Source organism: Mycolicibacterium boenickei (genome assembly GCF_010731295.1).
GTDB lineage: Bacteria > Actinomycetota > Actinomycetes > Mycobacteriales > Mycobacteriaceae > Mycobacterium > Mycobacterium boenickei.
The window spans coordinates 2,840,231-2,855,143 of record NZ_AP022579.1 but is presented as its reverse complement, the minus strand read 5'-3'; the positions used below and the strand labels follow the sequence as shown (position 1 = coordinate 2,855,143).

The 14,913-nt window shown below is 65.8% G+C and carries 18 protein-coding genes; 9 read left to right on the top strand and 9 right to left on the bottom strand.

Annotation, left to right across the window (positions count from 1 at the left end):
- Positions 1-4: 4 nt before the first annotated feature.
- Complete coding sequence (locus tag G6N57_RS31675) at positions 5-175, bottom strand: hypothetical protein (protein ID WP_097926293.1); 171 nt, start codon at positions 173-175, stop codon at positions 5-7.
- Between the two features lie 26 nt (positions 176-201).
- Between G6N57_RS31675 and G6N57_RS13615 the strand changes: the two genes are divergently transcribed.
- The 3 genes from G6N57_RS13615 (at position 202) to G6N57_RS13605 (ending at position 2,982) form a co-directional block, all read left to right on the top strand.
- A complete protein-coding gene (locus tag G6N57_RS13615; protein WP_077742960.1) occupies positions 202-897 on the top strand; it encodes a guanylate cyclase in 696 nt (231 codons plus the stop codon).
- An 83-nt stretch (positions 898-980) separates the two neighbouring features.
- Positions 981-1,388, top strand: coding sequence for a hypothetical protein (locus tag G6N57_RS13610; protein WP_077742959.1), 408 nt, complete (start codon positions 981-983; stop codon positions 1,386-1,388).
- Between the two features lie 163 nt (positions 1,389-1,551).
- A complete protein-coding gene (locus tag G6N57_RS13605; protein ID WP_077742958.1) occupies positions 1,552-2,982 on the top strand; it encodes an aldehyde dehydrogenase family protein in 1,431 nt (476 codons plus the stop codon).
- Between the two features lie 8 nt (positions 2,983-2,990).
- On the opposite strand, the gene G6N57_RS13600 is transcribed toward G6N57_RS13605, so the two are convergent.
- The 5 genes from G6N57_RS13600 to ychF all read right to left on the bottom strand — a co-directional run bounded on the left by G6N57_RS13600 (position 2,991) and on the right by ychF (position 6,236).
- On the bottom strand, positions 2,991-3,386 hold the full coding sequence (locus G6N57_RS13600; RefSeq protein WP_077742957.1) for a hypothetical protein: 396 nt from the start codon (positions 3,384-3,386) through the stop codon (positions 2,991-2,993).
- A gap of 41 nt (positions 3,387-3,427) precedes the next feature.
- The gene (locus tag G6N57_RS13595) at positions 3,428-4,174 is read right to left on the bottom strand and encodes a class I SAM-dependent methyltransferase (protein ID WP_077742956.1); all 747 of its coding nucleotides are present in this window, start codon (positions 4,172-4,174) and stop codon (positions 3,428-3,430) included.
- A gap of 157 nt (positions 4,175-4,331) precedes the next feature.
- Positions 4,332-4,664, bottom strand: a complete 333-nt coding sequence (locus tag G6N57_RS13590) for a YciI family protein (RefSeq protein WP_077742955.1) — start codon at positions 4,662-4,664, stop codon at positions 4,332-4,334.
- 51 nt (positions 4,665-4,715) lie between these two features.
- Positions 4,716-5,114, bottom strand: coding sequence for a VOC family protein (locus G6N57_RS13585; protein WP_077742954.1), 399 nt, complete (start codon positions 5,112-5,114; stop codon positions 4,716-4,718).
- A gap of 48 nt (positions 5,115-5,162) precedes the next feature.
- Positions 5,163-6,236, bottom strand: coding sequence for a redox-regulated ATPase YchF (gene ychF, locus G6N57_RS13580; RefSeq protein ID WP_077742953.1), 1,074 nt, complete (start codon positions 6,234-6,236; stop codon positions 5,163-5,165).
- An 84-nt stretch (positions 6,237-6,320) separates the two neighbouring features.
- Here ychF and G6N57_RS13575 point away from each other — a divergent pair, with 84 nt between their 5' ends.
- Positions 6,321-7,514 (top strand): DUF6542 domain-containing protein, encoded by a 1,194-nt coding sequence (locus G6N57_RS13575; RefSeq protein ID WP_163646631.1) that lies wholly within the window; start codon positions 6,321-6,323, stop codon positions 7,512-7,514.
- Between the two features lie 30 nt (positions 7,515-7,544).
- Here the strand turns inward: G6N57_RS13575 and G6N57_RS13570 are convergent, their stop codons facing one another.
- Positions 7,545-8,558: a 4-hydroxy-3-methylbut-2-enyl diphosphate reductase gene (locus G6N57_RS13570; protein WP_077742952.1), complete on the bottom strand. Its 1,014-nt coding sequence runs from the start codon at positions 8,556-8,558 to the stop codon at positions 7,545-7,547.
- 62 nt (positions 8,559-8,620) lie between these two features.
- Between G6N57_RS13570 and G6N57_RS13565 the strand changes: the two genes are divergently transcribed.
- The 4 genes from G6N57_RS13565 (at position 8,621) to G6N57_RS13550 (ending at position 11,848) form a co-directional block, all read left to right on the top strand.
- Positions 8,621-9,199 carry a lipid droplet-associated protein gene (locus G6N57_RS13565; protein ID WP_077742951.1) on the top strand — a complete coding sequence of 193 codons (579 nt, stop codon included), beginning with the start codon at positions 8,621-8,623 and terminating at the stop codon, positions 9,197-9,199.
- Positions 9,196-10,452: an exodeoxyribonuclease VII large subunit gene (gene xseA / locus G6N57_RS13560; protein WP_077742950.1), complete on the top strand. Its 1,257-nt coding sequence runs from the start codon at positions 9,196-9,198 to the stop codon at positions 10,450-10,452. Before G6N57_RS13565 ends, xseA begins: the two co-directional genes overlap by 4 nt.
- 22 nt (positions 10,453-10,474) lie before the next feature.
- Positions 10,475-10,687 carry an exodeoxyribonuclease VII small subunit gene (locus G6N57_RS13555; RefSeq protein WP_077743257.1) on the top strand — a complete coding sequence of 71 codons (213 nt, stop codon included), beginning with the start codon at positions 10,475-10,477 and terminating at the stop codon, positions 10,685-10,687.
- A 63-nt stretch (positions 10,688-10,750) separates the two neighbouring features.
- Positions 10,751-11,848, top strand: a complete 1,098-nt coding sequence (locus G6N57_RS13550; RefSeq protein WP_077742949.1) for a 3-beta-hydroxysteroid dehydrogenase — start codon at positions 10,751-10,753, stop codon at positions 11,846-11,848.
- A gap of 12 nt (positions 11,849-11,860) precedes the next feature.
- Here G6N57_RS13550 and G6N57_RS13545 read toward each other — a convergent pair whose 3' ends face one another.
- The gene (locus G6N57_RS13545) at positions 11,861-12,136 is read right to left on the bottom strand and encodes a dsRBD fold-containing protein (protein WP_065463287.1); all 276 of its coding nucleotides are present in this window, start codon (positions 12,134-12,136) and stop codon (positions 11,861-11,863) included.
- Between the two features lies 1 nt (position 12,137).
- The gene (locus tag G6N57_RS13540) at positions 12,138-13,211 is read right to left on the bottom strand and encodes a tellurite resistance/C4-dicarboxylate transporter family protein (protein WP_077742948.1); all 1,074 of its coding nucleotides are present in this window, start codon (positions 13,209-13,211) and stop codon (positions 12,138-12,140) included.
- A gap of 138 nt (positions 13,212-13,349) precedes the next feature.
- Between G6N57_RS13540 and G6N57_RS13535 the strand changes: the two genes are divergently transcribed.
- A complete protein-coding gene (locus tag G6N57_RS13535) occupies positions 13,350-14,900 on the top strand; it encodes an arylsulfatase (RefSeq protein WP_077742947.1) in 1,551 nt (516 codons plus the stop codon).
- Positions 14,901-14,913 lie beyond the last annotated feature (13 nt).

Genomic DNA, 14,913 nt, shown 5'->3' with positions numbered 1-14,913 from the left:
GGGCTTACGGCGTCGGTTCGGTCCGTTCGGCCTCGGCCAACCGCTGGTGAAGGCGCTCCCGGATGTCCTGCGGGGTGTAGGCGTTGCGGCGGCGTTGGTCCCGCGCCACCATGACGCCACCCGCGACGACACCGGCGACACCGGCCAGCCCGACCCACTTCCAGATACTCCGCATGCACTCAGTGTGCCTAAGCTGCGCTTGTGAATGCGAACACGGTGTCGTTGAGCAAGGCGCTGGAGGAGACCCGCACGGGTGACATCTGGCTGTTTCGCGGTGGCTCCGGGCCGGACCGGGCGATCCAGACCCTCACCAACAGCCCGGTCAACCATGTCGGCATGACGGTGGCGATCGACGACCTTCCTCCGCTGATCTGGCACGCCGAACTCGGCGACAAGCTCCTCGACATGTGGACGGGCACCAATCACCGCGGCGTGCAACTCAACGATGCCCGCCAGGTCGTCGAACGCTGGTCGCACAGCTACGGGCAGCGCTGCTGGTTACGTCAACTCACCCCGTACGCGTCGCGCGAGCAGGAGGACCAGCTCCTCAAGGTGATCGCGCGGATGAACGGCACCGCATTCCCCACCACCGCACGGCTGACCGGACGGTGGCTTCGTGGACGGATCCCGATCGTCAGCGATTTCACCCGGGGAATTCCCTTTGTGCACAAGAAGGTTCGCCAGTCCGCCGAACGCAAGAAGGCTCAGACCCGGCAGGTCGGATTGGAGACCGCGTACTGCGCCGAAACCGTGGCCATCACCTATGAGGAGATGGGGCTGCTGACCACCGAGAAGCACCACAACTGGTTCGATCCCGGTTCGTTCTGGAGCGGTGACGAACTGCCGCTCGCCACCGGCTACGGATTGGGCGATGAGATCGCCGTGATCGTCGACTGACGAGATTTGCCGGTTTGCCACGTGGCGAACCGGATCGAGGCACAATTGCCTGGTGAGCAGCACCTCATAGGAGGGGAGCCACCATGGATCTCGTTGCGCGATTGGCGGCCATAGCGGTATCTGGCGGGGTGGCCCTGTCCAGCTCGGGATTGGGCGTCGCCCAGGCCGATCCGGCCTTCGGGCCGAGCTATCAAGGCGGGAACTGCCCGGACGGGATCACGTGCACACACTGGTGTCCGGGCGATCCCCCGATACCGGGCAGCCAGGTCATCACCTGGGATGCCGGCATCTGCCACGATTGGTACTGGAACTCAGAGGGCGTGGTGGATGTCGCCTCCAACACCATCTATCCGTGGCACGGCGTTCCGCACGAGGCTCCGCCGCCTCCGGTTCTCGGACCGCCGCCACCGCCTGCTCCCCCGCAGCCCCTACCGGCCGATTGCCCGCCGTGGTCCCCGATCCTGGCCCCCTCGCGCTGCGGCGGGCTTTGACGCTCGCTGAGGGATGACCCGCACCTGCGCACGGTTCCCCCGCATCGTGAACTATGTTAACGTCCATTCTGGTGAGTGTTTGGTCATGGCCAGCCGATTTATAGCCGACCAGACCCACTATCGGGGACATATGTGAATAGCTATTCACTCGTTGGGGGCAACGATGACGGAAACAACGTCCAGGAACGGCAACGTCGCGCACGCAGCTGTCGATGACGAGTTGACCGAGGTCGAAGTCAGCCGGATCACCAAGACCCTGCGGGCGACCTTCGACAGCGGCCGGACACGATCGGCAGAGTGGCGCTCGGATCAGCTGAACCGACTCGCGCAGATGATGACCGACAGCGAAACGGAGATCATCGATGCGCTGTCGGCCGACCTCGGTCGCGCCCCCTTCGAGTCCTGGCTCACCGATGTCGCGGGCACGATCGCCGAAGCACGTTACGCCGCAAAACATGTCAAGCGCTGGATGCGTCGTGACCGACGGATGCTCGAGCTGCCCCAGTTGCCCGGACGCGGCTGGATCGAGTACGAACCCTACGGAACCGTCCTCATAATCGGCACCTGGAACCTGCCGTTCCTGCTGACCCTGGGCCCCGCCATCAGTGCCCTGGCGGCCGGAAACACCGTGCTGATCAAGCCCTCCGAGTTTGCGCCGCGAACGTCACGGCTGTTGGCGGAACTGGTTCCGCGCTATCTCGACCATGACGCGGTGGCCGTGGCCGAAGGCGGGCGCTCGACCAGCGAGCGATTGCTCACGCACGAATTCGACCGCATCTTGTTCACCGGCGGCGCCGCGACCGGCCGCAAGATTCTGGCCGCGGCAGCGCGGCACCTCACCCCCGTCACCCTGGAACTGGGCGGCAAGAGCCCGGTGATCCTCGCCGACGACTGCGACGTCGATGTCGCAGCCTCCCGGGTCGCGTGGACCAAGCTGATCAACTCCGGCCAGGTCTGCGTCGCTCCCGATTACGTGCTCGCCCACCGCGACGTCGCCGAGCGATTCGTCGACCGGCTGTGCGATGCCTGGGTCCGACAGCGGGCAGACCAGCCAAAAGGAATGCGCGTCCTCAACATCGACCAGCTTGAGCGCCTCGGTGAATACCTGATCGAAACCCGCGGGGAGATCGCCTTCGGAGGGGGGCTCGACCCGTCGTCGCTCACCGTCGAGCCGACCGTAATCCTCAACCCCGATCCCTCCGAACCTCTGATGACCGAGGAGATCTTCGGGCCGATCCTGCCGATACTCACCGTCGATTCCCTTGACGATGCAATCAATTTCGTGAATGCCCGACCCAAACCTCTTGCCGCGTATCTCTTCAGCCGATCCCGGGCAGTGCGCAACCGGGTGGTCTCGGAGGTGTCGGCCGGCGGAATGCTGATCAATCATGTGGCATTCCAGGCATCGACCACGCGGCTGCCGTTCGGCGGGGTGGGCAACTCCGGGATGGGCGCCTACCACGGGCGGTGGGGCTTCCAGGAGTTCAGCCACGCCAAGACCGTGCTCACCAAACCCACCCGGCCCGACCTGTCCAAGATGCTGTACCCGCCCTACACCGACAGGGCGTGGAAGTTGGCGCGCAAGCTGTTCTGATCGCCTGATCAGGAAGCGCCAAGCGCCGTCTTGACCAACCGAACGTCGAGTGTAGGAATCTGAACGACGAATGACCCTGCGGCACAATCCAGATCGAACGCGGTGAACTTCGGTCCGACTGCCTTCTCACTCGATTCCGTCAGCGTCACCGGCGGGCCGAGGGTGACGACATTCTTGTCCCGACCGCGCCAGATCACGGACTCACCGCGGGTCAGCGAGAGGGTACCGAACTTGCCCCGCGATGCCTCCCCCTGGGCACGCAGGACGCAACTGACCTGCAGCGTGGCGCCGGACCGAAAATCGGCGAGATCGGCGGCAGCATCCGGCCGCATACCGGCGAACCAGATCTTCAAGACGTCGGTGAAGGTCTGCGTCCCGGCCGCGCGACGGGTGTTCGATGCCACAAGCGCGGAGTTTAACCACGTCGGCGCTGCACCGCGTGTTGTCAGACTTTTCCACGCGCGGCCCACGCGGTGGCGCTGACGGTGAACGGCCCATCGCCCAGTTGGTCGCGAGCTACGGATTCGAGGCGTGCACGAGCGGCTTCGTCCAGACCCTGGACATAGTCACCCGCGGGACCGACGCCGAATGTGTATGGTTCCCACCAGTCTTCGAAGGTGGGATGTGTCAGGTCGACCGTGAGGGGGTGCTCGTCCACATCGCGCAGACCGGCCGCTTCGAAGATCTCGGTCAGGTGCCCGCGATGCGCCCCGGAGAGTAGCGCTTCATCCTCGGCGTCCGGGTCGATCAGGTGGACGGCTTCCCAGAACGGTGCCAGCGCGCCCGTCGGTCCGTCCCACACGCATGCGGCGACGACACCGCCACGCCGGGTCACGCGAGCCATCTGGCCGATGCCGAGCACAGGGTCCGTCATGAAATGCACCACTAATTGTGCCAGCGCCGCATCGAAAATCGCTGCGTCATAGGGCATTTCCTCCGCAGTGCGCTGGCGCACGTCGACGGCGGGGAAACGGGCGCGGATCGCATCGACGAATGGCGGTGACGGATCGATCGCCGCCACCCGGGCGCCCACCGACAGCAACCGCGCGGTCAGCGCACCGGGGCCACATCCCGCATCGAGCACCGAGTCGCCGGCGCCCACCCCGGAGAACGCCACGAAAGACTGCGCCAGCGGATCGGCGTACCGGCCCATGAAGCGCGTGTAAGCATCCGGCGGGACGACAAAGCCCACCAGAAAATGCTACGTCGCCGGCATTCACCGCATCGATACAGCAGCAGCTATTGATCAGGCTGTACGAGAAATCATGGCCGTGCTGCCTTCCCGCGGTCGTCGAAAGTGAAGAAGATGGCCAGTTCTTCCCGAATCGCCACCTTGCTCACGTTCGACGCTAGCTCGGTGGGGGTGGGCATTCGAGGACCTCGATCGAGTTGCCGGGAAACAACCGGAGATGCGGATGCTCGGCGAAGATCGTCACCGCCTCATCGTGTGAGTCCGCTTTCACGATCGTGTAACCGGTCTTGCTGTCGGTGAAGTCTTCGACGCCTTGCGCTGTGACCAACTTCTTCGCGCTCAGAGGTGCTCCCGGGTCGACAATCGCGCTCTGGTGCGACTGCGCCCACGAGGCCCACGCACTCATGAATTCCGACTGCTGCTGCGCGGTGATTTCCGCTTTGTCCGCTTCATCTGCCGCGCCGTTGAAGATCGCCAGGAATCTGCCCATCGCCGAACCATACTGGCGCGTCACTGGACGTATGGCTGGCGTAGACGACCACTAAACCCCGAACTTGGCCCGGGCCTGCTCAGTGACCGGCGTGAACAGATTGACCAGGTTCCCGTCGGGATCGCGAAACAGCAACGCCCGATTGCCCCATGGCATCGTTGTCGGCTCTGTGACGACGTCATCCAATCGCTCGCGAAGGCGCTCGTACTCGGCGTCCACATCGTCGACGATGAACTCGACGATCACGCTCCGGTTGGCTGCGGGTTCGGCGGACCCGACGCCGAAAAGCGGCACCGTCTTGTCGCTGCCGATCGCCAAAGTGCCTACCGCCGTGGGAATCTCAGCGAACAGTTCATTGGCCCATGCCGCCTCGGCAGAGGTGACCGTTTCGTAGAACGACACGAGGCGTTGCACGTCGGCGGTGATGATGCGGATCGAAACGAGCTTCATGCCGTGCAGGCTAGGCCGTACCACCGACAAGGTGGGCCGGCGTCGTCCCTACACGTTGAAGCGGAACTCCACCACGTCCCCGTCGGCCATCACGTAGTCCTTGCCTTCCATCCGGACCTTGCCCGCGGCCTTGGCGGCGGCCATCGATCCGGCGTCGACGAGATCGTCGAACGACACCACCTCGGCCTTGATGAAGCCCTTCTCGAAGTCGGTGTGGATCACGCCGGCCGCCTTGGGGGCGGTGTCGCCCTGATGGATGGTCCAGGCCCGTGCTTCCTTGGGCCCGGCCGTCAGATAGGTCTGCAGCCGCAGCGTGTGGAAGCCGGCCCGGGCCAGGGCGTCCAGACCGCGTTCGGTCTGCCCGATCGACTCCAGCAGCTCGTGGGCCGACTCGTCGTCGAGCTCGATCAGCTCCGACTCGATCTTCGCGTCCAGGAACACCGCGTCCGCCGGGGCCACCAGCTCGCGCAGCTCGGCCTGCTTGGCCGGATCCGTCAGCACCGACTCGTCGGCGTTGAACACATAGAGGAACGGCTTGGTGGTCATCAGGTTCAGCTCACGCAGGATCGACCAGTCCTTGCCGGTCGAGAAGAGCGTCTTGCCGTCGTCGAACACCGCCTGGGCCGCGACCGCCGCATCCAGGACCGGCTTGCGCTCCTTGTTGTTGCGGGCTTCCTTCTCCAGCCGCGGCACCGCCTTCTCCAGCGTCTGCATGTCGGCCAGGATCAGCTCGGTCTCGATCACCTCGATGTCCGAGCGCGGATCCACCCGGCCGTCGACGTGCACCACGTCGTCATCGGCGAACACACGCACCACCTGACAGATGGCGTCGCACTCGCGGATGTTGGCGAGGAACTTGTTGCCGAGGCCGGCGCCCTCCGAGGCGCCCTTCACGATGCCCGCGATGTCGACGAACGTCACCGGGGCCGGCACGGTCTTCTCCGAGCCGAAGATCTCGGCGAGCTTGTCGAGCCGGGGATCGGGCAGCGGAACCACGCCCTCGTTGGGCTCGATGGTCGCAAACGGGTAGTTGGCCGCCAACACGTCGTTACGTGTCAGGGCATTGAACAGAGTCGACTTTCCGACGTTCGGCAAACCGACGATTCCCAGGTTCAGGCTCACAGGGACCACAGTCTAAGCGGGTGTGACGGGCGCGCCAGCGCGAGCTGGCAGCACGTGACCAGACTGAGCCGGTACGGTCTACGTGTGTCAGGACAGCGCGCACAGTCGGCAGTGCCGGCTGACCATCGCTCTGTACACCCGCGATTCGCCGGTGTGCCGTGGTGGGGTGCCGTGCTGATCGCGATCACGGCTACCGCCATCGGCTTTGCTTTCGACGCCGGTTCGGGTGATCGCGAGCTCAGCGCGGTATTCGCGGTCTGCTATTCCCTCGGCTGCATCGTGGCTGTTCTGGTGGTCCAGCAGGCCGGTCTGTTCACCGCTGTGATCCAGCCCCCACTAATACTTTTCGTCGCCGTTCCCGGGTCCTATTTCCTGTTCCACGGCGGCCAGCTGGGGGGCGTGAAGGACCTCGCGATCAACTGCGGATATCCGCTGATCGAACGTTTTCCGCTGATGCTTTTCCTCTCGGCCGCGGTGCTGCTGATCGGACTCGGCCGGTGGTACGTCGGCCTGACCTCACGTCGCGGCGCCGACGCGGCCGAATCGGCTGACACCGGAACGGCCAAAACGGCGAAGGCAACGCCCGTCGCGGGGATTGTGTCATCTGTCACAGAGAAACTTTCCGGACTCGTTCTCCGCAAACCCGCCACCGCGTCGGCCCGCCGGGACCGGAAGGCCCGGCCGGAAGAGGCGGCCGATGCCCCGCCGCGACGGCGCCCATCCGATCGGCCATCTCGCCGCCGCCCGGCCGACGCAGAGCCCGGCACAGGGGCAGCGGCGGCGGCCGCAACGGCCTCCGGGCGACCTCGCGGGGAACGCAGGCCCACCAAACGTTCCGCGGCACCACGCCCCCGCCCGAGCCGTGCCACCGACGGCGATCTCGGTAGCGAACTCGACGGCGCGATGCCCGAGCGGCCGCGGCGCCCCAGGCCCCCGCGCGCGGCGGAACCCGGAGCCGGCGAACCTCGCAGGCGGGTACGGACCCAGCCGCGCGAACCGCGCAAGCAGCCACCGCCGGAGCGGCGTGAGCGTGAGGCGTCGTTCGACGCCCCGCGTGAGCGCCCGCAGCGGCAGCGCCGCCGATTCGACGACTATCAGCCGTTCGAGGATTCGTTCGACCCGCCGACGGGGTCGGGTCGCTCGACGCACCATCCGGTGTCGCGCGTGCGCTACCGCGGAACTGACGACGAGGACCGCCGGGTGGAGCACCGCACGCGGCCCCGGTCATCGAAGGGCGCAGCCGCCAGGGGCCGTCACTCCTGGGATTACGACGACTGATCGAGGCCTAAGGCCGACCGTGCGTGTCGATCAGGCGCGCGGCGGGCGGATCTCCCGCGGCAGGGCGAACACCAACGTCTCGTTGGCGGTGGTGACGGGCTGCACGGTCCCATAGCCGTATTCGGCCAGCCGTTCGAGCACACCGCGGACCAGCACCTCGGGAACCGATGCCCCGGAGGTGACGCCCACTGTGGTGACGCCCTCCAGCCAAGCCGGATCGATGTCCTCGGCGTAATCCACCAGATGAGCGGCCTGCGAACCGGCGCCGAGGGCCACCTCGACCAACCGCACCGAGTTCGACGAATTGCGTGAACCCACCACGATCACCAGTTCGCATTCGGGGGCCATCGCCTTCACGGCCACCTGGCGGTTCTGCGTCGCGTAGCAGATGTCGTCGCTCGGCGGATCCTGCAGCGTCGGGAACTTCTCACGGAGCCGGCGCACCGTCTCCATGGTCTCGTCGACGCTCAACGTGGTCTGCGACAGCCAGATGACCTTGTCCGGGTCACGCACGGTGACCTTGTCCACCGCGTCCGGGTTGTCGACGACCTGGACGTGGTCGGGCGCCTCACCGGCGGTGCCGACAACCTCTTCGTGGCCCTCGTGACCGATCAGCAGGATGTCGAAATCGTCGCGGGCGAATCGCTTGGCCTCGTTGTGCACCTTGGTCACCAGCGGGCAGGTCGCGTCGATCACCTGCAGGCTGCGCTCAGCGGCGGTCTCGTGCACAGTCGGCGCAACGCCGTGCGCCGAGAACACCACGATCGCCCCTTCGGGCACCTCGTCGGTCTCGTCGACGAACACCGCGCCGGCCTTGGCGAGCGTCTCCACCACGTGTTTGTTGTGGACGATCTCGTGGCGCACGTAAACGGGGGCGCCGTGCTTCTCCAGGGCACGCTCCACGGTCTCGACGGCGCGGTCCACACCGGCGCAGTACCCACGGGGCTCGGCCAGCAGGACCCGCTTGCCGGAGGCTTGCGAACCACCGCCTGACCTCACCGAGCTGGTGGCACCCGGGATACCCATGTTGATTGTCGGCGGCATGTCTCCAGGGTACGGGGCGACAACGCAGCGGAGCCAGCCGTGGCTGTGGCTAGTCTGTGCACATGGGAACTGCACCGTACGGGGTCCGGCTGCTGGTGGGTGCGGCTGCGACCGCCCTGGAGGAAACCCGCAAGCTACCTCAGACGATCCTGACTTATCCCATGACGGTGGCCAGTCAGGCGGCCAACCTCGTCATGCATGTCCAGCAGAACCTCGCTGAATTGGTGGTCAAGGGCGACGAGACCCTCGAGCAGCTGTTTCCGCCCAAGGACGAGCAGCCGGAGTGGGCCACCTTCGACGAGGACCTCGACTCCGACGGCGACTCCGAGGCCGACGTCGACGCGCCCGGTGACGGTGAGCGGCGCACCGAGGGCCGGTTCGCCCTCTACAGCACCGGGGAGCCCGAGTCGGCGGGCTCGACGAACGGCAAGGCCGCCAATACCGCCGCTGCGGGCGCCGCGCCGGACATCGCCGGCGAGCTCGGATACGACGCGCTGACGCTGGCGCAGCTGCGCGCCCGGTTGACCTCCCTGCGGGTGGCCGACCTTGAGGCGCTGCTGGCCTACGAAGAGGCCGGCCGGGCCCGCGCACCGTTCGTGACGCTGCTCGCCAACAGGATCACCCGCGCGACCGCGAAGTGACCGAACCGGGTCAGTCACCGGAGAATCCCTGGCCGGTCCGCGCGGTCGCGACCCGCGTCGCCAAATGGATCGACCGGCTCGGCACGGTGTGGGTCGAGGGGCAGCTGACCGAGCTCAAGATCCGCCCGGATTCGAAAACCGTCTTCATGGTCCTGCGGGACCCGGCGGCCGACATGTCGCTGACCCTCACCTGCCCGCGTGATCTGGTGCGCAACGCCCCGGTCAAGCTGACCGAGGGCACGCAGGTGATCATCTGCGGCAAGCCCAATTTCTACACTGGTCGCGGCACATTCTCGTTGCGGGTCAGTGAGATTCGCGCGGTCGGCATCGGTGAGCTGTTGGCCCGGATCGAACGGCTGCGCCGGCTGCTGGAGGCCGAAGGGCTGTTCGACCCGCGGCTCAAACGGCCGATCCCGTTCCTGCCCAACACCATCGGACTGATCACCGGACGCGCCTCGGCCGCCGAGCGTGATGTCACCACCGTTGCCGGCACCCGCTGGCCAGCGGTGCGCTTCGAGATCCGCAACACCATCGTTCAGGGCCCCAATGCGGTTCCGCAGATCGTCGATGCCTTGGCAGCACTGGACGCCATGCCCGAGGTGGACGTGATCGTGCTGGCGCGCGGCGGCGGTAGCGTCGAGGACCTGCTGCCGTTCTCCGACGAGACCCTGTGCCGGGCCATCGTCGCCTGCCGCACCCCGGTGGTCAGCGCGATCGGCCACGAACCCGACACTCCCCTGTCCGATCTGGTCGCCGACGTGCGCGCGGCCACCCCGACCGACGCCGCCAAGCGGATCGTGCCCGACGCGGCGGCCGAACAGGCGTTGATCACCGATCTGCACCGGCGCAGCGCCCGCGCCCTGCGCAACTGGGTTCACCGGGAGCAGCACCACCTGGACCAGTTGCGCAGCCGCCCGGTGCTGGCGCAGCCGCTGGCGGGGCTCACCGCGCGGGCCGACGAGATCGCGCGGGCCAGGGCCACCGCCCAACGCGACATCACCCGGAAGATCACCGCGGAGGCCGACACCATCGGCCATCTGTCGGCGCGGCTGACCGCGCTCGGTCCGGCCGCGACGCTGGCGCGCGGCTACGCGGTGGTCCAGGCGGTCCCGGCGTCCGGCACGCCGACAGTTCTACGGTCAGTGGCCGAAGCACCGGAAGGCACCCGATTGCGGGTGCGGGTGTCCGACGGAGTGATCACCGCCGTCAGCGACGGCAATGAGGCTGCAGCCGTCAGCGACGGTAGCGAGTAGAGGGGGCGCGAGGATCGTGAGTATTAAGCCTATTAGTGAACTGGGCTATGAAGAGGCCCGCGACGAGTTGATCGCCGTCGTGCAGCAGCTGGAGCAGGGTGGATTGGACCTCGATGCTTCGCTCAATCTCTGGGAACGTGGCGAGAAGCTGGCACAACGATGCGAGGAACACTTAGCCGGAGCGCGGCAGCGCGTCGAACAGGCACTGGCCGCGCGCGAGGCCGACGAAACTTGATCCAGCAACGTCTTTTGCTCATCGCGCTCGAAACTGGAACCTGTTTCAGTTAAGCTTCCGGGCATGGGTGACGCATCTCTGACCACTGAACTCGGCCGCGTCCTGGTGACCGGTGGCTCCGGCTTCGTCGGCGCCAACCTGGTGACCGAGCTGCTCGACCGCGGATACTCGGTGCGGTCTTTCGACCGGGCACCGTCCCCGCTGGGCGATCACGCCGGCCTCGAGGTCATCGAGGGCGACATCTGCGACAAGCAGACCGTGGCCGCAGCCGTCAAGGACATCGACACCGTCATCCACACCGCCGCCATCATCGACCTGATGGGCGGTGCCTCGGTCACCGAGGAGTACCGGCAGCGCAGCTTCGCCGTGAACGTGGAAGGCACCAAGAACCTGGTGCACGCGGCCCAGGAAGCCGGCGTCAAGCGCTTCGTCTACACGGCCTCCAACAGTGTGGTGATGGGCGGACAGGACATCGTCAACGGTGACGAGACCATGCCCTACACCGCCCGGTTCAACGACCTCTACACCGAGACCAAGGTGGTGGCCGAGAAGTTCGTGCTAAGTCAAAATGGCACGGCGGGAACAAACGGAGCCATGCTGACGTGTTCGATCCGGCCCAGTGGTATCTGGGGCCGTGGCGACCAGACCATGTTCCGCAAGGTGTTCGAGAACGTGCTCGCCGGACACGTCAAGGTGCTCGTCGGCAACAAGAACATCAAGCTCGACAACTCATACGTGCACAACCTGATTCACGGTTTCATCCTGGCCGGCCAGCACCTGGTCCCCGGTGGCACCGCACCCGGTCAGGCCTATTTCATCAACGACGGCGAGCCGATCAACATGTTCGAGTTCGCCCGCCCGGTGATCGCGGCGTGCGGCCGCAAACTGCCGACGTTCTACGTGTCGGGCAAGCTGGTGCACAAGGTGATGATGGCCTGGCAGTGGCTGCACTTCAGGTTCGCGTTGCCCGAGCCGCTGATCGAACCCCTTGCGGTGGAACGGCTTTACCTCAACAACTACTTCTCGATCGCCAAGGCCAAGCGCGACCTGGGCTACCAGCCGCTGTTCACCACCGAGCAGGCCATGGCCGAGTGCATGCCCTACTACGTCGACCTGTTCCACCAGATGGAGTCCGGGCCCAAGCAGCCCGTCACCGCTTAGGCCGTCACGCGGTCAGCGGTACAGGTGCACCGGATGGTGCGTCGACTGTTCGATGCGTGCCGACGCGGCATGCAGTAGGTCGCTGCCCAGCGCGATGAGCGCGCGGGCCGCGGCGATCTCCTCACCGATCATCGGCGCCCCGGGGTCTCTCGGGTTTCGGTAGGCATCACCGGTGGTGGACATCGTGTCGTCGCGCACCTGCGCCCGGGCCGAGGCGTGGGTGTGGACGTCGTCCTCTGAGAACTCGATCTCGACGAGCCATTTGTTGGTCAGATCCTTGTCATACATCTCAATCACCCTCCACCTCTAAGGGTGCTCCGGATGCGTCCCTGACACCAGGCCGGAGTGTGAGGAACAGGTGGCGCAGCATGGCCAGGAACACCACCGCCCACACGGCCAGCGCGATCCAGCTCTCGGTGTATCCGATGTACTCCACGATCGGCAGCTGATCGGCCTGACCGAGGTAGTGCCCACCGACGCCGTACATGCCGAGCGGGAAGACGATGCTCCACAGGGTGGCGTCGTAGCGCAGCGGGATGCGGTGGATCCAGTGCCGCCAGATGCCGGCGGCGATCAACGGCGGAATCAGCCAGGTACCGAAGGCCCAGAAGAACACCGAGGTTCCCGCGATCAGGCCGCGGGTGGCCGACACCATCGGCGCGTCCGCCATCTCCACGATCCGGGCTCCGGCCACCACCGTGATCGCGGTGGCGCCCATCGCCACCCAATAGGGCGGGGTGAGGTCAGTCGGCAGCAGCGGATACACCAGCATCCGGATGGCCACGAAAATCCCCGCGGCACCGTAGAGAAATATCCCCACCGACCACGAGAACACCGCCAGCAGCGCCAATTCCGAACGGCCCGCGGCTATCTCGGGCTGTAATGCGGCGGCCAGCACGGCGACCGACTGGCTGGCCACCACCCAGATGAACCAGGTTCCGTTGGCGCGCTCCAGTACTGGCCGGGCGGCCTGAGCGAGAACCGCGGTCCAGGGCACCACATAGCCCAGAACCATCCAGGCCACCCAACCGATTGCCAGGAGCGTGAACGCCGGCCCGTAATAGGAGTCGGCAGCCAATCTGGTGCCGACCACACACGTTGCCGCCACGAACGTGAACATGGCGAACCCGCGGCTCGGATCGGTCAGGTCGGCCACGAACTCACGGCGGTAACGGACAGTGCGCACCACGGTCAGGACCACCAGCACCAGGTAAGAGACCCCCGCCACCCACAGCAAGATCACCGAAAGCGCATGTGCGCCGTGGTAATTCATCGCAATGGAAATGATTCCGGTAGCCATGACGAGTGCGAAGTAGCCGGGATGCAGGGTGCGCACCGCGGCGCGTGCCGCCGACTCGCTCATGGCTCTGGTCTTACCACCGAATTTCCGGCGAATCCGTAAATATCGGGCGACAGGCGGGCGAAGCCGCGTCCTGTGCGTGACCGAACGCATAAGGTCGGACTCGGGATCGGGGTACGACGGCAGGGCAAGGAGCCAACCATGCCAAACGGCAAACCGAACATCTTGGTGATCTGGGGCGACGACATCGGCATCAGCAACCTGAGTTGCTACAGCGACGGGTTGATGGGCTACCGCACACCCAACATCGACCGTCTTGCCAACGAAGGCATGCGGTTCACCGATTCCTACGGCGAGCAAAGCTGCACCGCGGGGCGGGCCGCCTTCATCAGCGGACAGAGTGTGTACCGCACCGGCATGAGCAAAGTCGGGATACCGGGAGCCGACATCGGTTGGTCCGCCGAGGATCCGACGATCGCCGAACTGCTCAAGCCGATGGGATACGCCACCGGCCAGTTCGGCAAGAACCACTTCGGTGATCTGAACAAATACCTGCCGACCGTCCACGGGTTCGACGAATTCTTCGGCAACCTCTACCACCTCAATGCCGAGGAAGAGCCGGAGAACTTCGACTACCCGCACGAGGACCGCTACCCGCGGCTGTACAACCTGGCCAAGCCGCGCGGCGTGCTGAAGTGCAAGGCCACGACCGAGGTCTCCACCGAACCCGACGACCCCAAGTACGGCGCCGTCGGCAAGCAGACCATCGAGGACACCGGCCCGCTGAACACCAAGCGGATGGAAACCATCGACGAGGACATCGCCGACGCGACCGTCGACTACATCAAGCGCCAGCACGAGGCGGGCAATCCGTTCTTCGTGTGGTGCAACTTCACCCACATGCACCTCTACACCCACACCAAACCGGAAAGCCGTGGGCAGGCCGGGCTGTGGCAGTCGCCGTACCACGACACGATGATCGACCATGACCGGAACGTGGGCACCGTGCTCAATGTGCTCGACGAACTCGGCATCGCCGAGGACACCATCGTCATCTACTCGACCGACAACGGGCCGCACCGCAACACCTGGCCCGACGCCGGAACCACGCCGTTCCGCAGCGAGAAGGACACCAACTGGGAAGGCGCCTTCCGCGTGCCCGAGTTGATCCGCTGGCCCGGAAAGATCAAGGCCGGCACCGTCTCCAACGAGATCATCCAGCACCACGACTGGCTGCCCACGCTGCTCGCGGCCGCCGGCGACCCCGACATCAGCGAGAAGCTGAAGAAGGGGCACAAGGCCGGTGCCGACGGGAACACCGAGTACAAGGTGCACATCGACGGCTACAACCTGTTGCCCTACCTGACCGGAGAGGTCGACGAGAGCCCGCGGCGCGGCTTCTTCTACTTCTCCGACGACGGTGATCTGGTCGCGATGCGATTCGAGAACTGGAAGATCGTCTTCGCCGAACAGCGCTGCCAGGGCACCCTGCGGATCTGGGCCGAACCCTTCACCCCGCTGCGCGTGCCGAAGCTGTTCAACCTGCGCACCGACCCCTACGAGTACGCCGACATCACGTCGAACACGTACTACGAGTGGCTGCTGCGCCACGACTACTTCGTGTTCTACGCGACGGCGATGGCCACGAAGTTCCTCGAAACGTTCGAGGAGTTCAAGCCGAGGCACCCACCGGCCAGCTTCAGCATCGACCACGCGGTCGAGAAGTTGCACGCATTCCTGGCCAAGGACTGAGCGGAGTCGGACC